A 22,345-nucleotide genomic window follows, 5' to 3' on the forward strand; every position below is an offset into this window, starting at 1 on the left:
GGCCACTCCCATACCATTGAAACCCATCCCCTCCCGCCCCATCTAAGCACCATAGTCATTCACGCAGGTGCCCCATGAGCGACCAGCAGGATTTCCCGGAACACCCGGACGAACACAGCGAAGTCGAACACACCCTCCAGGCCGAAACCGGCCACGCCCTCGCCCTGCCCGGCCAGCAGCTGCCGGACAAGGTCTACGTCATCCCGATCCACAACCGCCCGTTCTTCCCGGCCCAAGTACTGCCGGTCATCGTCAATGAAGAGCCCTGGGCCGAAACGCTCGACCTGGTGGCCAAGTCACCGGACCACTGCCTGGCGCTGTTCTTCATGGATACCCCGCCAGAGGACCACCGCCACTTCGACACCTCGGCACTGCCGCAGTACGGCACGCTGGTCAAGGTGCACCATGCCAGCCGCGAAAACGGCAAATTGCAGTTCGTCGCCCAGGGCCTGTCCCGGGTGCGCATCCGCAACTGGCTCAAGCACCACCGCCCACCCTACCTGGTCGAAGTCGAATACCCGCGCCAGCCCGCCGAGCCGACCGACGAGGTCAAAGCCTACGGTATGGCACTGATCAACGCGATCAAGGAGCTGCTGCCGCTCAACCCGCTGTACAGCGAAGAGCTGAAGAACTACCTCAACCGCTTCAGCCCCAACGACCCCTCGCCGCTCACCGACTTCGCCGCCGCGCTCACCTCGGCCACCGGCAACCAGTTGCAGGAAGTGCTCGACTGCGTGCCCATGCTCAAACGCATGGAAAAGGTACTGCCAATGCTGCGCAAAGAGGTGGAAGTCGCACGCTTGCAGAACGAGATCTCGGCCGAGGTCAACCGGCAGATCGGCGAGCACCAGCGCGAGTTTTTCCTCAAGGAACAACTCAAGGTCATCCAGCAAGAGCTGGGGCTGACCAAGGACGACCGCAGCGCCGACCTCGAACAGTTCGAACAGCGCCTGGAAGGCAAGACCCTGCCGCCCCAGGCACGCAAGCGCATCGATGAAGAGATGGGCAAACTGGCCATCCTGGAAACCGGCTCGCCCGAATACGCCGTCACCCGCAACTATCTGGAATGGGCCACCGCCCTGCCGTGGGGCGTGTACGGCAAAGACAAGCTCGACCTCAAACATGCGCGCAAAGTCCTCGACCAGTACCACGCTGGCCTCGACGACATCAAGGAGCGCATCCTCGAGTTCCTCGCCGTGGGAGCCTGGAAAGGCGAGATCAGCGGCTCGATCGTGCTGTTGGTGGGCCCGCCCGGGGTGGGCAAGACCAGCATCGGCAAGTCCATCGCCGAATCGCTCGGCCGGCCATTCTATCGCTTCAGCGTCGGCGGCATGCGTGACGAAGCCGAGATCAAGGGCCACCGCCGCACCTACATCGGTGCCCAGCCCGGCAAGCTGGTGCAGGCCCTGAAAGACGTCGAAGTGATGAACCCGGTGATCATGCTCGACGAAATCGACAAGATGGGCCAGAGCTATCAGGGTGACCCGGCATCAGCGTTGCTGGAAACCCTCGACCCCGAGCAAAACGTCGACTTCCTCGACCACTACCTCGACCTGCGCCTGGACTTGTCCAAGGTGCTGTTCGTGTGCACTGCCAACACCCTCGATTCGATACCCGGGCCGTTGCTCGACCGCATGGAAGTGATCCGCCTGTCCGGCTATATCACCGAAGAAAAAATGACCATCGCCAAGCGCCACCTGTGGCCCAAGCAGCTGGAAAAGGCCGGCGTTTCCAAGACCAGCCTCAGCATCAGCGACAGCGCACTGCGCCTGGTGATCGACGGTTATGCCCGCGAGGCCGGTGTGCGCCAGCTGGAGAAGCAACTGGGCAAACTGGTGCGCAAGGCCGTGGTCAAGCTGCTGGAAAACCCCGACGCCAAACTTAAGATCGGCACCAAAGACCTGGAGACCGCACTCGGCATACCGGTGTTCCGCAGCGAGCAGGTACTGGCTGGCAAAGGCGTTATCACCGGCCTGGCCTGGACCAGCATGGGCGGCGCCACGCTGCCGATCGAGGCGACCCGCATCCACACCCACAACCGCGGCTTCAAGCTGACGGGCAAACTGGGTGACGTGATGAAGGAGTCTGCCGAAATTGCCTACAGCTACATCAGCTCCAACCTCAAGCAATTTGGCGGGGATCCTGGTTTCTTCAACGAAGCGTTCATCCACCTGCACGTACCCGAAGGCGCCACGCCCAAAGACGGCCCCAGTGCCGGCATCACAATGGCCAGCGCGTTGCTTTCACTGGCCCGCGACCAGCCTGCCAAAAAGGGTGTCGCCATGACGGGCGAGCTGACCCTCACCGGCCAGGTACTGCCGATTGGCGGCGTGCGCGAGAAGGTGATTGCGGCGCGGCGGCAGAAGATTTTCGAACTGATCCTGCCGGAGCCCAACCGCGGCGACTTCGAAGAACTGCCGGACTACCTGCGCGAAGGCCTGACAGTGCATTTCGCCAAGCGCTTTGCCGACGTGGCGAAAGTGCTGTTCTAGCCTGTACCGGCCTCTTCGCGGGCAAGCCCGCACCTGCACGGGTACGCTATCCCTGCAGGCGCGGGCTTACTCGCGAAAGGGCCGGCACAGGCAACACAAATGTCCTCGATCATCGGTTATCCTCAGGCCATCGCCAGCCTTCGGAGCCACCATGACCTCTCCTCGTCTGCTCGTTCCCCTGAGCTTCGCCCTGCTTTCTGCCTGCGCTCAACAACCCTCGCAGCCTGTTGACCTGGACGCCGAAAGCGAATGCCCAAAGCGCCTGCAGGTCGGTCAGGTCCTCACGCTTACCCTGCCCAGCAACCCCACCACCGGCTACCGCTGGCTGTTACAGAACCCGGCGCCCAACATATTGCAAAGCCTTGGCCCCGAGGTTTACAGCGCGCCTGAAGACACCGGTATCGTCGGCAGCTCGGGCATGTCGACCTGGCGCTTCCAGGCCCGCGCTGCCGGCGAAGGGAACCTGGTATTGGTCTACCAGCAACCCTGGGCCCCGGAAGTGCGCCCGGTGCAGACCTTCAATTGCGCCATTCGGGTCAATTGAACGCACAGCGCTGGTCAGCCAACCATGCATCCCGGCTGCGGTTTGGCTAGAATGCGCCCCCTGCCTATCACCAGCCGCCTGGATTCGCCGTGAGCAAACAACCCGACCGCCTTTTCTCCCAACCCCTGGAGCAGGTGCCCGACTTCGTCTTCAACGAAGACGTCGTACGTGTGTTCCCGGACATGATCAAGCGCTCGGTGCCCGGTTACCCAACCATTGTCGAGAACCTCGGGGTTCTGGCCGCCCGGTTCGCCCAGCCAGGCACCGCACTGTACGATCTGGGCGCATCGCTGGGCGCCGTTACCCAGTCGCTGCGTCGCCATGTGCGCAGCGACGGCTGCAGGGTAATCGCGGTGGATAACTCCGCTGCCATGGTCGAGCGCTGCCGGCAGTACCTCACTGCACAAGATTCGATGTTCCAGGAGTTGCTGCCGGTGCACGTGCTGGAGGCCGATATCCTTGCCCTGCCCTTCGAGCCGGCCTCGGTAGTGGCGATGAACTTCACCCTGCAGTTCATTGCCCCTGACCAGCGCCTTGAACTGCTCGGGCGAATCCGCCAGGCGCTGCTGCCCGGCGGCGCGCTGATTCTGTCGGAGAAGCTGCGCTTCGCCGATGAGCAAGCGCAGGACCTGCTCAATGAACTGCACCTGGATTTCAAACGGGCCAATGGCTACAGCGAACTGGAGATCGCCCAGAAGCGCAGTGCCATCGAAAACGTGATGAAGCCCGATACACTCGAAACCCACCAGGAACGCCTGCGCGCAGCCGGCTTCTCGAAAGTGGTGCCTTGGTTCCAATGCCTTAACTTCGCCTCGTTGATAGCCCTGCCATGATCGATCTGTCTCCCCTCGTCCGCCGCCTGGCGGGCACGCCCCTGGCTTCCTGGTCGCAAGGCCTGCAAGCGCAACTGGACGCCAAGCTGGAAAAGGGTCACGGTGACCTCGACCGCTGGCGCGGGGCGCTGGAAGCCCTGCCCGCCCTGCAACCCAGTGAAGTCGACCTGGTCAACGGGTTGCGTCTGGATTGCGACTGCGACGACGCCACCCGCGCGCAGATGCGCCAGGCACTGATGGGCCTGTCGCCCTGGCGCAAAGGGCCGTTCGACCTGTTTGGCGTACACGTTGACACCGAATGGCGTTCGGACTGGAAGTGGTCGCGGGTCGGCCCGCACCTGGACCTCAAAGGCAAACGCGTACTCGACGTGGGCTGTGGCAATGGCTACTACCAATGGCGCATGCTCGGCGCCGGCGCAGACATGGTGGTCGGGGTCGACCCCAACTGGCTGTTCTTCTGCCAGTTCCAGGCCGTGCAGCAATACCTGCCGGAGTTACCGGCCTGGCACCTGCCGTTCGCCCTGGAAGACCTGCCCGCCAACCTTGAAGGTTTCGATACCGTGTTTTCCATGGGCGTGTTCTATCACCGCCGCTCGCCCATCGAGCACCTGCTGGCGCTCAAGGACTGCCTGGTCAAAGGTGGCGAGCTGGTGCTGGAAACGCTGGTTATCGAGGGCGACGAAAACCAGGTGCTGGTGCCTGAGGACCGCTACGCACAAATGCGCAACGTCTGGTACCTGCCGTCGGTACCGGCGTTGGCCCGCTGGTTGCGCCGTGCCGGCTTCAGCGATGTGCGCTGCGTCGACGTGAGCGTGACCAGCGTCGAGGAGCAGCGCAGCACCGATTGGATGCGCTACCAGTCGCTGAGCGACTTCCTCGACCCGAACGACCACAGCAAGACCGTCGAAGGCCTGCCTGCCCCACGCCGCGCCACCCTGCTGGCGCGCAAATAAAAAAGGCGCCCGCAGGGGCGCCTGAATACACCTGCGGCGAGGAGCCGTCGCGGCGCAGGTGTCGTTACCTCAATCCTTGGCCACCTCACGCGCCTTCTCTTGCGCCTTGCGCTCGCGCTCGGCAACAGCCTGTTGCTTGTCGCCATGCAGACGCTGCTGGTCTTCGCGGAAGGCTTGCCAGAACTGCTTCGAGCGCTCCGCACCGCCCTCGGCATAAACACTGGCGCTGCCCAGGGCAAGGGTGGCCAACAGCAGGTATTTGGTCAGGTTCATCGTGTTTGCCTCGTAATAACCGATCAGACACGGCCATCCTAGCGAGGGCTGGCTAACGGCAAGGTGAGGCGGGGATTACAGTCCTGCAATGTGGCCTTGTGTGGACTGTTCGAACCTCTTCGCGGGTAAACCCGTTCCTACAGGCGCGGGTTTACCCGCGAAGAGGCCCGAACAGACAGCCAGATAACAGCAGAATTACAAATCCGTTATCTGCACCGCAGGCCTTTTTTCATGCCGTAACATTGGAGCGCTTGACCCTGATGTCACTACAGGGTCAAGAATCGCCCCCTTTCAACACACCGAGCCCCCCATGCGCCTACTGATCATCGAGGACGAGCTGCGTACCGCCGACTACCTGCAACAGGGCCTTCGCGAGAACGGTTACGTGGTCGACTGCGCCCACACAGGCACCGACGGCCTGCACCTGGCACGCCAACAGGCCTATGACCTGGTCATCCTCGATGTCAACCTGCCCGAAATCGATGGCTGGACCGTGCTGCAGCGGCTACGTGCCGAATCGGCCACGCGTATCATGATGCTGACCGCCCACGGTCGCTTGGCCGACCGGGTAAAAGGCCTGGACCTGGGCGCGGATGACTACCTGCTCAAGCCCTTTGAGTTCCCTGAGCTACTGGCGCGCATCCGCAGCCTGCTACGCCGCAACGACCAGCAACTGCAGCCCAGCACCCTGCGCGTCGCTGACCTGGAACTGGACCCCGGCCGCCACCGCGCCTACCGCGCCGGGCAGCGCATCGACCTGACCGCCAAGGAGTTCGCCCTGCTGCACCTGCTAATGCGCCAGACTGGCGAAGTGTTGTCGCGCACGCAGATCATCTCGCTGGTGTGGGACATGAACTTCGACTGCGACACCAACGTGGTCGAGGTCTCGATCCGGCGCCTGCGGGCGAAGATCGACGACCCGTTCGACAACAAGCTGATCCATACCCTGCGTGGTGTGGGCTACGTACTTGAGGCTCGCCTTTGAAAAACGCCAGCCTGTCGTTACGCCTGGGCCTGAGCGTGACATTGATGGGCGCCGCACTGGTGCTGCTGCTGGCCTGCCTGGCCGTGTTTGCCCTGGATCACGAACTGGACAGCCGCGCGCGCAAGGATTTGGCGCGCAAGATGCTTCAGGTCGAGCACAACCTGCGTGTCGACCTGCGCAGCGAGGACCTGGGCAGCCGCGCCCATCCACTGCTGGACCTGGTGATGGGGCATGACAACCTAAGCCTCAGTGTGCTGGCTCTCGACGGCCGTCACCCCCACCTGCTCAGCCTCGGCCCGGCCCTGGAATCGCGGGTCGGTGAACTGCACACCGATGCGCGCCTGGCCTTTCACGCCTGGCGTGACAGCGGCGGTAACCAGATCCTCACCGTTACCCGGCTGATGCGCCTGCGCGACAACACCCCTGTCAAGGTAATGATGTCGCTCAACCGCGCCGACGACAACGCCCTGTTGCAAGCCTACCTGCACTCCACGTTGCTCGCTTTGCCACTGCTACTGGTTTTGATTGGTGCGGGGGCATGGTGGCTGATGCAGCGCGGCCTGAAACCATTGCGGCACTTCCGGCGCATTGCCGGGCAGGTGTCGGCCCAGGACCTGCAGCATCGTCTGCCCGCTACCGCCCTGCCGCAGGAACTGGCAGACCTGGCCGGCAGTATCAACGTGATGCTCGACCGACTCGACCAAGGTGTCAGGCAGCTGTCGCAGTTCTCTGACGACCTAGCCCATGAACTGCGCACACCGTTGAGCAACCTGATGGGCAAGGCGCAGGTGACACTGGCCCGTGAGCGGGACAACGCCAACTATCGGGAAGTGCTGGAAGACAGCATCGAAGAGCTGACCCGGCTCAACCGCATCATCAACGACATGCTGTTTCTTGCCCAGGTCAGCCAGCCGCATACGCAGGTTGCGTTGAAACCCTTGGCGCTGGCCGACGATGCAGCGCGGGTTGTCGAACTGTTTGCCTACAGTGCCGAGCTGAAAGAAATTGAGCTACGTGTTCAGGGCTGGGGGACAGCGCTGGGAGACCGGCTGATGTTTCAGCGGGCACTGTCGAACCTGTTGAGCAACGCCATACGGCACAGTCCCGAGGGTAAACCCGTGGCTCTGCGCATCGAACGCTCGGGCAGCGAAGTCAGGCTATCCGTGGAGAACCAGGGGCCGGGTGTGCCTGCAGAGCACCAGTCGCGCTTGTTCGAGCGGTTTTACCGGGTAGGTTCGGGGCGTTCGCGGCTGGAGGGCGGGACCGGGTTGGGGTTGGCGATCGTGAAGTCGATCATGCAGTTGCATGGCGGGCGGGTCGAGGTCAGCAGCTGCCCCCTGGGGCCTACCCGGTTTACCCTGGTGTTTCCTGCCGAGTGATCGGCCGCCTGTGCTGGCCTCTTCGCGGGCTTGCCCGCGAAAAGGCCGGTACAGGCGACCAACAATCAGCGCGAAGCCGCCACGATCAGCGCCTTCATCTCGGCCACAGCAGCCTTGAAGCCGACAAACAAGGCATGCGCCACCAGCGCATGGCCAATGTTCAGCTCATTGATACCCTTGATCGCCGCCACCGCCTCGACGTTGTGGTAGTGCAGCCCGTGACCGGCATTGACGATCAGCCCATGCCCCACGCCAAACGCCACACTCTCGACGATCCGCTTGAGCTCTTCAGCCAATTCGGTGGGGGTTTCGGCATCGGCATAACGGCCGGTGTGAAGCTCGATGGCCGGTGCGCCAACCCGACGCGAGGCCTCGATCTGCCGTTCGTCGGCGTCGATGAACAGCGACACCTCGGCACCGGTACGCGCCAGCCGTTCGACTGCAGCCTTGATCCGCGCTTCCTGGCCTGCCACATCCAGGCCACCTTCGGTGGTCAGCTCCTGACGGGTTTCGGGTACCAGGCAGATGTGCGCCGGGCGAATCTTCTCGGCAAAGGCCATCATCTCTTCGGTGACGCCCATTTCGAAGTTCATGCGGGTCTGCAGCACATCCTTGAGCAGCACAACGTCACGCTCCTGGATGTGCCGGCGGTCTTCACGCAGGTGCACGGTGATGCCATCGGCGCCTGCTTCCTCGGCGTCCAGGGCAGCCTTGACCGGGTCAGGGTAGCGCGTGCCACGGGCCTGGCGCAGGGTCGCCACGTGGTCGATGTTGACGCCAAGAAGCATGCGGTTGCTGTGAGTCACGAAAGGCTCTCCTGAAGATTGAGCCCAACAGCATACGTCCTGATCAGCGCTTGCGAAACAGTTCCCGGCTGACCAGCGGTTTTGCCCCCAGGTGAACTGCCAGTGCCTGGCGCATCAGCCGCTTTGCAGCGAGCAAGGCGCCAGGTGCGTCCCAGTCGGCTTCAGCCAGGGCCAGCAACTCGATCCCACGAAACAGGCCGGGCTGCAACAGCTCGACCCGCTCCAGGCCGGCATCCACGCGCAGGCGATACAGGCCGTCGGCGGCAATCGGCTGGTCGTTGACGTCTTGGTTCAATGAAAACGCATACCCGAGCTCATCAAGCAGCCGCCATTCGAACGAACGCAGCAGAGGTTCCAGCGGGCGGCCTTCAGCCAGGGCCTGCAAGGTCAGGGTGTAGTGTTCGAAAATGGTCGGAAACGGTGCTTCGGCGGGCAGCAGCCGCATCAGCAACTCATTCAGGTACAACCCGCTGAACAGCGCATCGCCGTGAAGCCAGGCGGCGATGCCGGTGCTGTCCATGCGGCTGACATTCTTCAGCTCGCCACGCCCACGCAGCTCCACCTCCAGCGACACGAACGGCCGCACCAGGCTGCCGCCCTTACTGCGCGCGCGACGCAACACGGCACGCATGCGGCCCTGCGGGGTGAAAAAGTCCACCAGCGCGCTGGTTTCCTTGTAGGCTCGGCTGTGCAGTACGTAGGCTGGCTGACCGACAGGTTGTTCCATTAAAAATCACTCGCGCCGAGGGTTGCACTGGCCCTTGTGGGAGCGGCCTTGTGTCGCGAAAAGGGCCGCAAAGCGGCCCCAGATTTTTAGCTTCGCAGCATAAATCGCCGGGGCTGCTGCGCAACCCTATCGCGACACAAGGCCGCCCCTACAGGGACCAGCGCGCGGCTTACAGGTCGCCGTAGCCCAGCGAACGCAGGGCGCGCTCGTCGTCGGACCAGCCGCCCTTCACCTTGACCCACAGGTTGAGCATGACCTTGGAATCGAACAGCACTTCCATGTCCTTGCGCGCCTCGGAACCGATGCGCTTGATGCGCTCACCCTTGTCACCAATGATGATTTTTTTCTGGCCATCGCGTTCAACCAGGATCAACGCGTGAATGTGCAGCACATGGCCCTGCTGCTTGAATTCTTCGATCTCCACGGTGATCTGGTACGGCAACTCCGCACCCAGCTGGCGCATGATCTTCTCGCGCACCAGTTCGGCGGCCAGGAAGCGGCTGCTACGGTCGGTGATCTGGTCTTCGGGGAAGAAATGATCGTTCTCGGGCAGGTGCTTGGCGATCTGTGCTTCCAGCGCTTCAAGGTTGTGCCCCTGCTGTGCGGAAATCGGCATCACCTCGGCGTTCGGCAGTTGCTCTTGCAGCCACTGCAGGTGCGGGATCAGCTCGGCTTTCTCTTCCATGCGGTCGGTCTTGTTGACCGCGATGATCAGCGGGCCGGTGACATACTGCACGCGCTCCAGAACCAGTTGGTCCTCGTCGGTCCACTTGGTACGGTCAACCACGAAGATAACCACGTCGACGTCCTTGAGGGCCGCCGAGGCGTTGCGGTTCATGTAACGGTTCAGGGCCTTGTCGTTGGCCTTGTGCATACCGGGGGTGTCGACGTAGATGGCCTGCACATCACCTTCGGTCTTGATGCCGAGCATGTTGTGGCGGGTGGTCTGCGGCTTGCGCGAGGTAATCGCCAGCTTCTGGCCCAGAATGTGGTTGAGCAGGGTCGACTTGCCGACGTTGGGACGGCCGACAATGGCTACGTAGCCGCAGCGGGTCGGGTTGCTATCAGTCATTGCCATTCTCCACGCCCAGGGCGATCAGTGCAGACGCGGCGGCGACTTGCTCGGCAATACGCCGACTAACGCCTTGACCACGGCTCTTGTTGTTCAGCAGTACCACTTCGCATTCGACGAAGAAGGTCCGGCAGTGTGGTTCACCCTGGATATCCACGACTTCGTAACGCGGCAGCTCACAGCTGCGCGACTGCAGGAACTCTTGCAGGCGGGTTTTTGGATCTTTATTGGTGTCGACCAGTGTCAGGCCTTCAAACTCATCGGCCAGCCAGGCCAGGATGCGCTCCCGGGCGGTGTCCATGTCAGCGTCCAGGTAGATGGCACCAATCAGTGCCTCCAGGGCGTCGGCCAGGATCGACTCGCGGCGAAAGCCGCCGCTCTTGAGTTCTCCGGAACCCAGGCGCAGGTAATCGCCCAGATCAAAACCACGGGCCAGACGGGCCAGGGTTTCACCCTTGACCAACCGCGCACGCAGCCGCGACAACTGGCCTTCGCGGGCCTGCGGAAAACGCTCGAACAGCGCTTCGCCGGCAACGAAGTTGAGAATGGCGTCACCGAGGAACTCCAGGCGCTCATTGTTGCGCCCGGCGTAACTGCGATGGGTCAGTGCCAGGAGCATCTGGTCCTGGTTCTTGAAGGTGTAACCGAGCTTTCGCTCCAGACCGGCAAGGGAAGCACTCATGCGGCCACCCGATCGTTGTTCAACGCGTTGTTCAAATCAACATCCTGAAAGACTGTTTGGCTGTGGTCCGCCGATTGATGTGTGGCGAATCTCCCGATCCCTGAGAACACAGCCTATGTCAGAAATGCATTCGGCGCTGTCTGCTGGACAGCGCCGATGGGTATCAATGGATCAGGCCAACCCGCGACAGGTTGGGCAAGTGGCTGAGTTTGGGCTCTGGCCAGCTCATCCACACCGCGAAGGCCTTGCCGACAATGTTCCGGTCCGGAACCATGCCGTGCAGTTCCTTGGGAATGTTCGGGTCATCCCAGAAACGGCTATCGTTGGAGTTGTCGCGGTTGTCGCCCATCATGAAGTAATGGCCCGCAGGCACGGTCCACTGCTGGTCCGGCGGCATGCGATAACGGCTCATTTCCTTGCGGATCAGGTGTTCGGCCGCGCCGAGCTTTTCCTTGTACAGCTGAGCACTGCCCAAGGTACCCGGCTCGCTGCCCACCAGTTGTTCGGCAACGGGCTGGCCGTTGACGAACAGCCGCTTGTCGTTGGTGTAACGGACTACGTCGCCCGGCAGGCCAACCACACGCTTGATGTAGTTGACATTCGGGTCGCTCGGGTAGCGGAACACCATCACATCCCCGCGTTGCGGGTCACCGACCTCGATGACCTTCTTGTCGATCACCGGCAGGCGAATGCCGTACGAGAATTTGTTCACCAGGATGAAGTCGCCCACTTCCAGGGTCGGTTTCATCGATCCCGAAGGGATCTGGAACGGCTCGACCAGGAACGAACGCAGCACCAGCACGATGAACAGCACCGGGAAGAACGACTTGCCGTACTCGACCAGCAACGGCTCCTTGTTCAGCCGTTCGACCACCGCCATCTCAGGCTGGCTGACGCTGCCCTGATAGTTGGCGATTGCCGCACGCCGGCGCGGGGCCAGGAACAGCAGGTCGATCAAGCCCAGCAGACCGCAGATGAAGACGGCGATGACCAGCAACAGCGGGAAATTTAGCGACATAGGACCTAGCTATCCAACCTGAGCACGGCGAGGAAGGCTTCTTGTGGAATTTCCACATTGCCCACCTGTTTCATGCGTTTCTTACCGGCCTTCTGCTTCTCCAGCAGCTTCTTCTTACGGCTGACGTCACCGCCGTAGCACTTGGCCAGTACGTTCTTTCTGAGCGCCTTGACGGTTGTCCGCGCAATGATCTGGCCGCCAATGGCTGCCTGGATCGCTACGTCGAACATCTGCCGAGGGATCAGTTCCTTCATCTTCTCGGTCAACGCACGGCCTTTGTAGGCCGCGTTGTCGCGGTGCACGATCAATGCCAGGGCATCGACCTTGTCGCCATTGATCAGTACGTCCAGCTTGACCAGGTTGGCCGACTGGTAGCGATCGAAATGATAATCCAGCGAAGCATAGCCGCGGCTGGTGGATTTGAGGCGGTCGAAGAAATCGAGCACCACTTCGTTCATCGGCATGTCGTAACGCACCTGCACCTGGCTGCCGAGGAACTGCATGTCGCGCTGTACGCCACGCTTCTCGATGCACAGGGTGATGACGTTGCCCAGGTGCTCCTGCGGAACCAGGATGGTCGCGGTGACGATCGGCTCGCGGAAGTCGGCCACAGCCGAGACGTCCGGCAGCTTGGACGGGTTGTCGACGACGATGGTTTCGCCGGTTTTCAACTCCAGCTCGTAGATCACGCTGGGTGCGGTGGTGATCAGGTCCAGGTCGTATTCACGCTCCAGGCGCTCCTGGATGATCTCCATGTGCAACATGCCCAGGAAACCGCAACGGAAGCCAAAGCCCAGCGCGTCGGAGCTTTCCGGCATGTACTGCAGCGAGGAGTCGTTCAGGGTCAGCTTCTGCAGAGCGTCGCGGAAATCCTCGAAGTCGTCGGAGCTGACCGGGAACAGGCCGGCATAGACCTGCGGCTGGATCTTCTTGAAGCCTGGCAACACCTCGACCTCAGGAGTCGAGGACAGGGTCAGGGTGTCACCAACCGGGGCACCGTGGATGTCCTTGATGCTGGCGATGATGAAGCCTACTTCGCCGGCTTTCAGATCGGCAGTCTGGGTGTGTTTCGGGGTGAAGACACCGACGCTGTCGACCAGGTGCACCTTGCCGGTGGACTTGACCAGGATCTTGTCGCCTTTCTTGACGCGGCCCTGGCGCACACGCACCAGCGAGACCACACCCAGGTAATTGTCGAACCAGGAGTCGATGATCAGCGCTTGCAGCGGTGCATCGATCTCACCTTCTGGCGCGGGGATGGTGTGCACCAGGCGCTCGAGCACCTCGTCAACGCCCATGCCGCTCTTGGCGCTGCAGGCGACGGCGTCGGTGGCGTCGATACCGATGATCTTCTCGATTTCGTCCTTGACGCGGTCCGGGTCGGCCTGGGGCAGGTCCATCTTGTTCAGGACCGGCATGACCTCCAGGCCCTGCTCGATGGCGGTGTAGCAGTTGGCTACGGACTGGGCCTCCACGCCCTGGCCGGCGTCAACCACCAGCAGTGCCCCCTCACAGGCCGCCAGCGAGCGCGAGACTTCGTAGGTGAAGTCGACGTGGCCGGGGGTATCGATGAAGTTCAGCTGGTAGGTCTTGCCGTCCTGCGCCTTGTAGTGAAGCGTGACGCTGTGGGCCTTGATGGTGATACCGCGCTCACGCTCCAGGTCCATGGAATCGAGCACCTGGGCTTCCATCTCGCGCGCCGACAGGCCACCGCACATCTGGATGAAACGGTCAGCCAGCGTCGACTTGCCATGGTCGATGTGGGCGATGATGGAGAAATTGCGGATATGACTCAAATCACTCACGGGTCAACACTCGAAAAGGCTGCGAGCCGGACGCCCGCCGAAAAATAGCCGGGAATTGTACCTTAAGCTGCTGGGTTATGGGAGATTCCTCTGTCCGACTGTACACAGCAATCATTCCGGCAATTGTGAATATTCATGAAAAAGGGCAGCCAAAGCTGCCCTTTCGCCTTGCGAAACCGCTTATTCAGCAAGCTTGAAGGTGATGAAGCTGGCACGGCCCTGACGCAGCACGCGCATCGACACGGAACGGTTCTTCGGCAGTTCCTTGGCGATTTCGGTGAATTCCTTCGCCGAACCGATAGCCTGGTTGTTCAGATGGCTGATGACATCACCCGGGCGCAAGCCGATCATGGCTGCCGGGCCATCCTGCACTTCCTTGATGACCACGCCACCTTTGAGCTCCAGGGACTTTTTCTGCTCGGCGGTCAGGTCGGCGACCGATACACCCAGGCGGTTGCTGCTGCGCTCGGCGCCACCTTCGGTGCCAGCGCCAATCTCAACGTCGTCATCCGGCAGTGCGCCGACGCTGATGTCCAGGTTCTGGCGCTTGCCGTTGCGGATGATTTCCAGCCTGGCCTTCTCGCCATCCTTGAGGCTGCCAACCAGGTGCGGCAGATCGGCCGACATGACGATTGGCTGGCCGTTCATGCTGAGGATCACGTCGCCCACCTGCAGGCCGCCTTTGGCTGCCGGGCCGTTTTCCAGCACCTGGGCCACCAGGGCGCCCGCCGGCTTGTCCAGGCCAAACGATTCAGCCAGGTCCTTGTTGACCTCCTGAATCACTACGCCCAGCCAGCCGCGGCTGACCTTGCCGTCTTTCTTCAGCTGGTTGGAGACATCAATCGCCACGTCAATCGGGATGGCGAACGACAGCCCCATGAAACCGCCAGAACGGGTGAAGATCTGCGAGTTGATCCCCACCACTTCGCCTTTCATGTTGAACAGGGGGCCGCCGGAGTTACCCGGGTTGATGGCCACGTCGGTCTGGATGAACGGTACGTAGGTGTCATTGGGCAGGGTCCGGCCCTTGGCGCTGACGATACCTTTGGTCACCGAATGGTCGAAGCCGAACGGCGAACCGATGGCCAGTACCCACTCGCCCACCTTGAGCTTCTCGGAGTCACCCAATTTCACCGTTGGCAAATTCTTGCCATCGACCTTCAGCAGCGCCACGTCAGTACGCGGGTCGGTACCCACCAGCTTGGCCTGGAGCTCGCTACGGTCCGACAGGCGGACGATGATCTCGTCGGCATCGGCCACCACATGGTTATTGGTGAGCACGTAGCCATCACTGGAGATGATGAAACCCGAGCCCAGCGACTGCGCCTCGCGCTGGCGGTCGCCGCGCGGCGAGCGCGGCTGCTGGGGCATGTTGCGCTCGAAGAACTCGCGGAACATCGGCGGCAGGCCTTCCAGGTCCGGCATCTGGCCTGCGGCGATTCGGCGGTCAGGCAGCTTCTGCTTGGTACTGATGTTGACCACCGCCGGCGAAGCCTGCTCCACCAGGGTGGTGAAGTCCGGCAGGGCTTCCTCGGCCTGGGCGGTGACTACTTGGCCGAGCATCAGCACAGCAGCGAACATCATTAGGTAGGATTTCAAGCGTGGTATTGACATACGACTCCCGTCACAACGAGCGGTAGTTTGGAAAGACCCCTGCACAACGCAGAAAGGCCAGGCTCTTCAAAGCCTGACCTATAGAAAATTTGCCGATGGATTGCAAATGACAATGCTTTAATTTCATTTCAGCCGTATACCCGCCCACCTTGGCTCGGCACGCAAAAGCGCGCCATTACTGGCGCGCCTGGGCATCCTGGGGGCGCATCGACAGGGCAACGCGCTCTGCCGTACCCAGCGGAATTTCGCCAACCACGGTCACCATCACCTTGCCCTTGGGTGTATTCAGGCGACGCGAGACTGCCGAGGTCGGGCCTAACTGGGTGCGCATGTCGGTGCCGCCATCATCGCTTACTTGCTCGATGAACACCGAAAAACGCGCCAGGCCGTCGTCATACATCAAGCTGCTGACCGAACTGTTGCGCTTGGGATCACGGCGTACCGAGCTGTTGACCAGCTCGAAACCGGGTGGCAGCCAGTCCGAACGCCAACCCGCGACGGTATCATTGCTGCCGGCCGCCACATGTTGCACCGGCTTGCAGCCAGCACCTGGGCGCAGGTCTGCGTCGCTGGGGACATCATCGGTATCGAGACGGGTCATCTGGAAGCGTTCCAGCAACTGCCCCTTGTCGTTGAGCATCAACGAACGCAGCGGCAAACCCGAGTGACGGTCCAGATGCAATTCGAATGCATAGCGATGCTGGTCGCGTGGCGAGAGCGTAATGATCACGGCATCGCGCCCGGCGACCCGTGACTTGCCTGCCACACTCAAATCGTACCAGCCCATCAGTTTCAGCGGATCAAGCACACGCGGCGCGGTATCCGGCGGCGCCGTGACACCGCTGGCCAAGGCCCCGCTGACGCACTCCACCTTGCCATCCACGCGCACGATTTCCTGGGCGGCGCCATCAAGCTGCAACAGCCGCTCGCTGACCTTGCCGTCGTCGACCCTGTGCCAGATGTCGTGGGAGGAGAAACTGCCGTTGCGTTCGTAGACGAACGACCCTTGATAGCTCTGTTTTTGCTCGGCCTGTGCCAGCTTGTTCAACCACTCACTCGCCTCAGGCGAAGAATTGGCCGCCAATGCTGGCACCGTCATGCAGCTGCCAATCAGCAGCGACAGGAGAGGTAGCGCGCGCATGATCCTCCTTACTTAACGGTTTTCCAGGCTGGCGGCGCGGGCATACGGCAATGCGGTTTCAGTGCCCTTGAGCGCAGATTCCTGGGCATGCTGGCGCAGGTAACCTGGCAGACGCTGATCCCAGCCGGCCTGGTTCTGCAGCACGCCATTGGCCATCGGCCCGGTCGGTTGCTCACTGCTCTCACTATAGCCTGCCAAAACGGCCGGGCCTTGCGCTTGTGGCACACTCAGGCCCTGCTGGACAGGCTGCTGGGCAGCAAGCTGTGCACCCGTGATCTCGTCCTGGTTGTACATACGCACACCCGCCAGCACCGCCACGGTAACCGAGGCTGCAACCGCCAGGCGGCCAATGCTGCGCCAAGGGCCTTTCTTGACCTTGGCTGGCACGGCTTCGTCGGCCAGCGCAGCGGACACCGCCGAGGCGATATCCAGGTTAGGCAGCAGCAGCTCCTTGTGCATGGCTGCTCGGGCAACCTGGTAACGCGACCAGGTGGCACGGGTTTCGGCGTCGTCGACGGCGTTCAACACCCGACGCAGTTCCAGTTCATCCGCTTCGTTATCCATCACCGCGGACAGCGATTCCTGCAAAGCTTCACGACTCATGGCGGTTCCTCTCTTGGCGCTGTCGCCGCTGTCTCAGGTTTCCTGCAACAACGGCTGCAGGGCTTTATCTATGGCCTCCCGAGCGCGGAAGATTCGAGAGCGCACGGTACCCACCGGACATTGCATGACACTGGCAATGTCTTCATAACTCAGCCCATCGAACTCGCGCAGCGTCAATGCCGTACGCAGGTCTTCGGGCAGTTGCTGGATGGTGCGATGGACAGTGCCTTCGATTTCATCCCGCAACAACGAGCGCTCTGGGGACTCGAGATCCTTGAGACCATGATCGCCGTCGTAAAACTCCGCATCCTCGGAGCTCACATCACTGTCTGGCGGCCGTCTTCCACGGGACACCAGGTAATTCTTCGCCGTGTTGATGGCGATGCGGTACAGCCACGTATAAAACGCACTGTCGCCGCGGAAGTTGCCAAGCGCACGGTAGGCCTTGATGAAGGCTTCCTGTGCTACATCCTGGGCCTCGTGGGTATCGTGTACAAACCGCACGATCAACCCGAGAATCTTGTGCTGATACTTCAGCACCAACAGATCGAAAGCTCGCCTGTCGCCGCGCTGAACGCGCTCGACAAGCTGCTGATCCTCTTCCTGGGTTAGCATGAACACTCCTCAGTGAACTCGAAGGAGCGTTGCATCAGCCATCGCTCAGGCTTGCAAACATAGACTCGGGCTTTGCGCAAAAGTTCTCCCCTCCAAGCAAGTTTCCTGCAGCCCTTGGTCGGCTTGCACGGAAGACGCGGCGCGGTCACGGCCGGCTACGTCGATAATCAGGTTTCAAATACGCAGGGGTAAAGCCCGGAAAGGCCTGCCGCCCTGCGTCGCCGCGGCAAATTGTGGCGTACGGGCAGCCTTCATAGGATTTCCGGCCATGTCGGAAAGTTCCCACAAAGGTCGTCGCAACCTGGCAGGTGGCATGGAAATTGGCCACCCGGGGCTGCTATAAAGGCATCCCGGCCACGTTTAACGATAGTTTCACAATGCCATCCGCGCGTGACCATTGTGCCGTGCCCCTCCCAAAGATTACTAGTGTCCCGACATGAGCCAACAATTCCAACATGATGTCCTGGTGATCGGCAGCGGTGCCGCCGGTCTCAGCCTGGCACTTAACCTCCCCAGCCACCTTCGCGTTGCCGTATTGAGCAAGGGCGACCTGTCCAACGGCTCGACCTTCTGGGCCCAGGGCGGCGTCGCTGCAGTGCTGGACAACACCGATACTGTGCAGTCGCATGTCGAGGACACCCTCAATGCCGGCGGCGGGTTGTGCCATGAAGACGCGGTGCGCTTTACCGTCGAGCACAGCCGCGAAGCGATCCAGTGGCTGATCGAGCAAGGCGTGCCCTTCACCCGCGATGAGCACTACAGCGTCGACGATGGCGGCTTCGAGTTCCACCTCACCCGTGAAGGGGGCCATAGCCACCGGCGCATCATCCATGCCGCCGACGCTACCGGCGCGGCAATTTTCACCACGCTGCTGGAACAGGCTCGCCAGCGCCCGAACATCCAGCTGCTGGAACAGCGGGTGGCGGTCGACCTGATCACTGAACGCCGCCTGGGCCTGCCCGGCGAACGCTGCCTGGGCGCCTACGTGCTCGACCGCAACACCGGCGAGGTAGACACCTTCGGCGCGCGCTTCACCGTGCTGGCCACGGGCGGTGCAGCCAAGGTCTACCTCTATACCAGCAACCCCGATGGTGCCTGCGGCGACGGTATCGCCATGGCCTGGCGGGCCGGCTGCCGAGTGGCGAACCTGGAGTTCAACCAGTTCCACCCGACCTGTCTGTATCACCCGCAGGCCAAGAGTTTCCTGATCACCGAAGCCCTGCGCGGCGAGGGCGCCCTGCTGCGCCTGCCCAACGGCGAACGTTTCATGCCACGCTTCGACCCACGCGAAGAGCTTGCCCCGCGGGACATCGTGGCCCGCGCCATCGACCACGAGATGAAGCGCCTGGGCGTGGACTGCGTATACCTGGACATCACTCACAAACCTGCAGATTTCATCAAGAGCCACTTCCCCACCGTGTACGAGCGCTGCCTGGCCTTTGGCATCGATATCACCCGTCAGCCGATCCCGGTGGTGCCTGCGGCGCATTACACCTGCGGCGGGGTGATGGTCGACGACTGCGGCCACACCGATGTGCCTGGCTTGTATGCCATCGGCGAAACCAGTTTCACCGGCCTGCACGGCGCCAACCGTATGGCCAGCAACTCGCTGTTGGAATGTTTCGTATACGGTCGCGCCGCCGCTGCCGACATCCAGGCGCACCTGGAGCAAGTGGACATGCCCAAGGCCCTGCCCGGCTGGGACGCCAGCCAGGTGACCGACTCGGACGAGGACGTGATCATTGCGCACAACTGGGACGAACTGCGGCGCTTCATGTGGGACTACGTCGGCATCGTGCGCACCAGCAAGCGCCTGCAGCGGGCCCAGCACCGCATTCGCCTGCTGCTGGATGAAATCGACGAGTTCTACAGCAACTACAAGGTCAGCCGTGACCTGATCGAGCTGCGCAACCTGGCGCAAGTGGCCGAATTGATGATCCTGTCCGCCATGCAGCGCAAGGAAAGCCGAGGGTTGCATTACACACTGGATTATCCAGGGATGCTGGACGAGGCCAAGGACACCATCCTCAGCCCGCTCTGAAAACGGCGTCGCGGCCTTCGCGGGCTCGCCCCCCCCTCCCACAGGAATTTGACTGCCTTGCAGCATTGCGCAGTACCTGTGGGAGCGGGCGAGCCCGCGAAGAAGCTGACCCGGTCTCGATCTATGCCTGGCTCACCTCGGCCCAGCGCCGCCGGCTGAACTTCAATCGCACGCGCAATCGCCGATGCTCATCCGGCCCCAGCGCATCCCCCGGTACGCACTGGCTCTGCCCCAACCACCGCCCCGCCCGCTCAAAGCGCAACACCACCAGCCCAGGCAACGCCACACTATCCCGACACAAGCGCACTGACTGCCACCCACAGGCACGGCTGAACACCTGCCAGCCCCGCACATCACGGCGCAGGCCGACAACCGCATGCTCATGGGTCAACAGAATACGTCGGGGAATGGCCCAGCCAGCGTGGGCCGTACAGGCGGCGACAACAGAAAAGGCCAGCCACCCGGGCAGCGGGCTCGCCCACACGGCAAGCCACGCCAGTACCTGACAAGCCAGATAGGCCGTCAGCAGCAGGCGCGAGCCTTGCCAGCGGCACTCGAAGCACTCACTTGGGCTGGACACGGTCCAGAATGATGCGGACCATACGCTGCAGTTCCGGGTCTTCGGACTCGGTGCGCTCCATGAACCAGCCAAACATGTCCTGATCCTCGCAGCTCAAGAGACGCACGTACAGTTCACGGTCGGTCTCATTGAGGGTGGGGTAGACTTCCTGGGTGAAAGGCACCAGCAGTACGTCCAGTTCCAGCATGCCGCGGCGGCTGTGCCAGAAAAGCCGGTTGAGTTCAGTTTGTTCGACCATGGGGCCCTCCTCGAATGGGCCGCCAGTATACAGCCAGGCGCGCGAAGCGACACCGGGCGTTGGTCTAGTCACCTACCTATTTTGTTACCGGCGTTCTATGATGGCCGCCAGTCTTTAGCCACCGCGATGACCCATGGCCGATTCCGCTTTCTTCTGCCCCCTGTCCCACGAGGGCATCCTCGCCGTCCGCGGCTCCGATGCAGGCAAGTTCCTGCAAGGCCAGCTGACCTGCAACATCAACTACCTCAGCCAGGAACACGCCAGCCTCGGCGCCCGCTGCATGGTCAAGGGGCGCATGCAGTCGAGCTTCCGCATAGTGCCCGAAGGCAACGGCTACTTGCTGGCCATGGCCAGTGAACTGCTCGACGCGCAACTGGCCGACCTGAAAAAATACGCCGTGTTCTCCAAGGCCACGCTGACCGACGAAAGCACCGAATGGGCACGCTTCGGCCTGCAAGGTGGCGACGCTGCACTGCAGGCGCTGGGGCTTGTCGTGCCCGCAGCCGCCGGTAGCACCGTGCGCCATGACGGGCTGATCGCAATCGCCGTGTCCGCCGGCCGGGTTGAGCTGTGGGTGCCGGCGGCTGACGCCGAGCCTGTACGCCAGGCCCTTGCCGCAGCGCTGCCCGAAGGCAGTATCAACGATTGGCTGCTGGGACAGATTCGCGCAGGTATTGGCCAGGTCATGGGCCCAACCCGTGAGCTGTTCATCCCGCAGATGATCAACCTGCAAGCCGTCGACGGCGTCAGTTTCAAGAAAGGCTGCTACACCGGCCAGGAAATCGTCGCCCGCATGCAGTACCTGGGCAAACTCAAGCGCCGCCAGTACCGCCTGGCCCTGGACCAGCAGGCCATTCCGGCCCCGGGCGCCGAGATTTTCTCGCCCACTCATGGGTCGTCGGTTGGTGAAGTGGTCATTGCTGCCAGCAACGGCGCCGGCTGCGAACTGCTCGCAGTGCTGAGCGCCGAGGCGGTGGAAGACGGCAACCTGCACCTGGGCAGCCTCGAAGGCCCGCGCCTGCAGGTACTGACCCTGCCTTACGAACTGGACCGCGACCGGGAAATCCAGCGCTGACCAGCCTGCCCCACCCCTGTGGCGGGGCCGCACCACCACTGCGGTAGACATGCCCATGAACAAGCTGGCCGAGTTGGTTCAAGCACAATTGCTCGACGCCATCGAAAAGGATGACCTGGTCCTGCCAACCCTGCCCGAGGTTGCCTTGAGCATCCGCGAGGCAGCGGAAGACAGCGAGATCAGCGTAGCGGCCCTGAGCAAGGTGATCGGCCGCGACGCGGCCCTGTCAGCGCGCCTGATCAAGGTCGTCAACAGCCCACTGCTGCGTGCTGCGATCGAGGTGACCGACCTGCATACCGCCATCACGCGGCTAGGCATCAACTACAGCTGCAACCTGGCCATCGGCCTGGTGATCGAGCAGATTTTCCATGCCCGCTCGCCGGCAGTCGAGCAGAAACTGCGCGATATCTGGGCCAGTAGCCTGGAAGTGGCAGGCATCAGCTACGAAATCTGCCGTCGCTTTACACCTCTCAAGCCTGACCAGGCCACCTTGGGTGGGCTGGTCAACCAGATTGGCGCGCTGCCGGTACTCATCTATGCCGAAGAGCACAACGAACTGCTGTCCGACCCGGTTTGCCTGCATTACGTGATCGAGCAACTCCAGCCGGTGCTGGGGGACAAGATCCTCAAGGCCTGGGAGTTTCCGGAGCAGTTGGTCCACCTGCCGAGCCAGGTTCATGACCTGGACCGCCAGACTGACAAGATCGATTACATCGACATCGTGCAGATCGCCCGCTGCATCAGTCAGCGCGGGCGCCACCGGCCATTGGCTGCGCTGCCGGCGTACCGCCATCTAGGGTTGCCGTTTGGCACCGAGCTGGAGGTCGATGAACTGCTGGAGGCGCGGAGCATGTTGCGCTGAGCTGTAA

The 22,345-nt window shown here is 62.1% G+C and carries 22 protein-coding genes; 9 read left to right on the top strand and 13 right to left on the bottom strand.

Going from position 1 to position 22,345, the window contains the following annotated elements:
• The first annotated feature begins 74 nt into the window (after positions 1-74).
• The 4 genes from lon (at position 75) to cmoB (ending at position 4,822) form a co-directional block, all read left to right on the top strand.
• Positions 75-2,492, top strand: coding sequence for an endopeptidase La (lon, locus tag ACZ889_RS26740; RefSeq protein WP_012053599.1), 2,418 nt, complete (start codon positions 75-77; stop codon positions 2,490-2,492).
• A gap of 151 nt (positions 2,493-2,643) precedes the next feature.
• On the top strand, positions 2,644-3,036 hold the full coding sequence (locus tag ACZ889_RS26745; RefSeq protein WP_476257977.1) for a protease inhibitor I42 family protein: 393 nt from the start codon (positions 2,644-2,646) through the stop codon (positions 3,034-3,036).
• 89 nt (positions 3,037-3,125) lie between these two features.
• On the top strand, positions 3,126-3,869 hold the full coding sequence (gene cmoA, locus ACZ889_RS26750) for a carboxy-S-adenosyl-L-methionine synthase CmoA (protein ID WP_004575434.1): 744 nt from the start codon (positions 3,126-3,128) through the stop codon (positions 3,867-3,869).
• A complete protein-coding gene (cmoB, locus tag ACZ889_RS26755) occupies positions 3,866-4,822 on the top strand; it encodes a tRNA 5-methoxyuridine(34)/uridine 5-oxyacetic acid(34) synthase CmoB (RefSeq protein ID WP_004575433.1) in 957 nt (318 codons plus the stop codon). The genes cmoA and cmoB overlap by 4 nt, the downstream gene beginning before the upstream one ends.
• A gap of 69 nt (positions 4,823-4,891) precedes the next feature.
• Here cmoB and ACZ889_RS26760 read toward each other — a convergent pair whose 3' ends face one another.
• Positions 4,892-5,095 (bottom strand): hypothetical protein, encoded by a 204-nt coding sequence (locus tag ACZ889_RS26760; protein WP_003252072.1) that lies wholly within the window; start codon positions 5,093-5,095, stop codon positions 4,892-4,894.
• 310 nt (positions 5,096-5,405) lie between these two features.
• Here ACZ889_RS26760 and ACZ889_RS26765 point away from each other — a divergent pair, with 310 nt between their 5' ends.
• Both ACZ889_RS26765 and ACZ889_RS26770 read left to right on the top strand, forming a co-directional pair.
• A complete protein-coding gene (locus ACZ889_RS26765) occupies positions 5,406-6,080 on the top strand; it encodes a heavy metal response regulator transcription factor (RefSeq protein WP_003252070.1) in 675 nt (224 codons plus the stop codon).
• Positions 6,077-7,459 (top strand): heavy metal sensor histidine kinase, encoded by a 1,383-nt coding sequence (locus ACZ889_RS26770; RefSeq protein ID WP_319902128.1) that lies wholly within the window; start codon positions 6,077-6,079, stop codon positions 7,457-7,459. Before ACZ889_RS26765 ends, ACZ889_RS26770 begins: the two co-directional genes overlap by 4 nt.
• A gap of 65 nt (positions 7,460-7,524) precedes the next feature.
• Here ACZ889_RS26770 and pdxJ read toward each other — a convergent pair whose 3' ends face one another.
• The 10 genes from pdxJ to rpoE form a co-directional block, all read right to left on the bottom strand.
• Positions 7,525-8,247: a pyridoxine 5'-phosphate synthase gene (pdxJ, locus tag ACZ889_RS26775; RefSeq protein ID WP_476258041.1), complete on the bottom strand. Its 723-nt coding sequence runs from the start codon at positions 8,245-8,247 to the stop codon at positions 7,525-7,527.
• 61 nt (positions 8,248-8,308) lie between these two features.
• Positions 8,309-8,992 carry a DNA repair protein RecO gene (gene recO, locus ACZ889_RS26780; RefSeq protein WP_010952537.1) on the bottom strand — a complete coding sequence of 228 codons (684 nt, stop codon included), beginning with the start codon at positions 8,990-8,992 and terminating at the stop codon, positions 8,309-8,311.
• A 169-nt stretch (positions 8,993-9,161) separates the two neighbouring features.
• Positions 9,162-10,064, bottom strand: coding sequence for a GTPase Era (gene era, locus ACZ889_RS26785; RefSeq protein ID WP_003252061.1), 903 nt, complete (start codon positions 10,062-10,064; stop codon positions 9,162-9,164).
• A complete protein-coding gene (gene rnc / locus ACZ889_RS26790; RefSeq protein WP_003252059.1) occupies positions 10,057-10,746 on the bottom strand; it encodes a ribonuclease III in 690 nt (229 codons plus the stop codon). Before rnc ends, era begins: the two co-directional genes overlap by 8 nt.
• Positions 10,747-10,909: 163 nt before the next feature.
• Positions 10,910-11,764, bottom strand: coding sequence for a signal peptidase I (gene lepB, locus ACZ889_RS26795; RefSeq protein ID WP_003252057.1), 855 nt, complete (start codon positions 11,762-11,764; stop codon positions 10,910-10,912).
• A gap of 5 nt (positions 11,765-11,769) precedes the next feature.
• The gene (gene lepA, locus ACZ889_RS26800) at positions 11,770-13,569 is read right to left on the bottom strand and encodes a translation elongation factor 4 (protein ID WP_010952535.1); all 1,800 of its coding nucleotides are present in this window, start codon (positions 13,567-13,569) and stop codon (positions 11,770-11,772) included.
• 180 nt (positions 13,570-13,749) lie between these two features.
• Positions 13,750-15,153: a DegQ family serine endoprotease gene (locus ACZ889_RS26805; RefSeq protein ID WP_374222556.1), complete on the bottom strand. Its 1,404-nt coding sequence runs from the start codon at positions 15,151-15,153 to the stop codon at positions 13,750-13,752.
• 205 nt (positions 15,154-15,358) lie between these two features.
• Complete coding sequence (locus ACZ889_RS26810) at positions 15,359-16,324, bottom strand: MucB/RseB C-terminal domain-containing protein (RefSeq protein ID WP_121784021.1); 966 nt, start codon at positions 16,322-16,324, stop codon at positions 15,359-15,361.
• Between the two features lie 12 nt (positions 16,325-16,336).
• The gene (locus tag ACZ889_RS26815) at positions 16,337-16,927 is read right to left on the bottom strand and encodes a sigma-E factor negative regulatory protein (protein WP_047604456.1); all 591 of its coding nucleotides are present in this window, start codon (positions 16,925-16,927) and stop codon (positions 16,337-16,339) included.
• A gap of 33 nt (positions 16,928-16,960) precedes the next feature.
• Positions 16,961-17,542: an RNA polymerase sigma factor RpoE/AlgU gene (rpoE, locus tag ACZ889_RS26820; protein WP_003252049.1), complete on the bottom strand. Its 582-nt coding sequence runs from the start codon at positions 17,540-17,542 to the stop codon at positions 16,961-16,963.
• A gap of 436 nt (positions 17,543-17,978) precedes the next feature.
• On the opposite strand from rpoE, the gene nadB reads away from it, so the two are divergent.
• Positions 17,979-19,583: an L-aspartate oxidase gene (gene nadB / locus ACZ889_RS26825; protein ID WP_003252045.1), complete on the top strand. Its 1,605-nt coding sequence runs from the start codon at positions 17,979-17,981 to the stop codon at positions 19,581-19,583.
• 121 nt (positions 19,584-19,704) lie between these two features.
• On the opposite strand, the gene ACZ889_RS26830 is transcribed toward nadB, so the two are convergent.
• Positions 19,705-20,163 carry a protein YgfX gene (locus ACZ889_RS26830; protein WP_108191194.1) on the bottom strand — a complete coding sequence of 153 codons (459 nt, stop codon included), beginning with the start codon at positions 20,161-20,163 and terminating at the stop codon, positions 19,705-19,707.
• Positions 20,147-20,401: an FAD assembly factor SdhE gene (locus tag ACZ889_RS26835; protein WP_003252043.1), complete on the bottom strand. Its 255-nt coding sequence runs from the start codon at positions 20,399-20,401 to the stop codon at positions 20,147-20,149. Before ACZ889_RS26835 ends, ACZ889_RS26830 begins: the two co-directional genes overlap by 17 nt.
• 133 nt (positions 20,402-20,534) lie before the next feature.
• Between ACZ889_RS26835 and ygfZ the strand changes: the two genes are divergently transcribed.
• The gene (gene ygfZ, locus ACZ889_RS26840; RefSeq protein WP_409259816.1) at positions 20,535-21,476 is read left to right on the top strand and encodes a CAF17-like 4Fe-4S cluster assembly/insertion protein YgfZ; all 942 of its coding nucleotides are present in this window, start codon (positions 20,535-20,537) and stop codon (positions 21,474-21,476) included.
• 55 nt (positions 21,477-21,531) lie between these two features.
• A complete protein-coding gene (locus tag ACZ889_RS26845) occupies positions 21,532-22,338 on the top strand; it encodes an HDOD domain-containing protein (protein ID WP_180689326.1) in 807 nt (268 codons plus the stop codon).
• Positions 22,339-22,345 lie beyond the last annotated feature (7 nt).

This window comes from Pseudomonas sp. TE3895 (genome assembly GCF_056278855.1).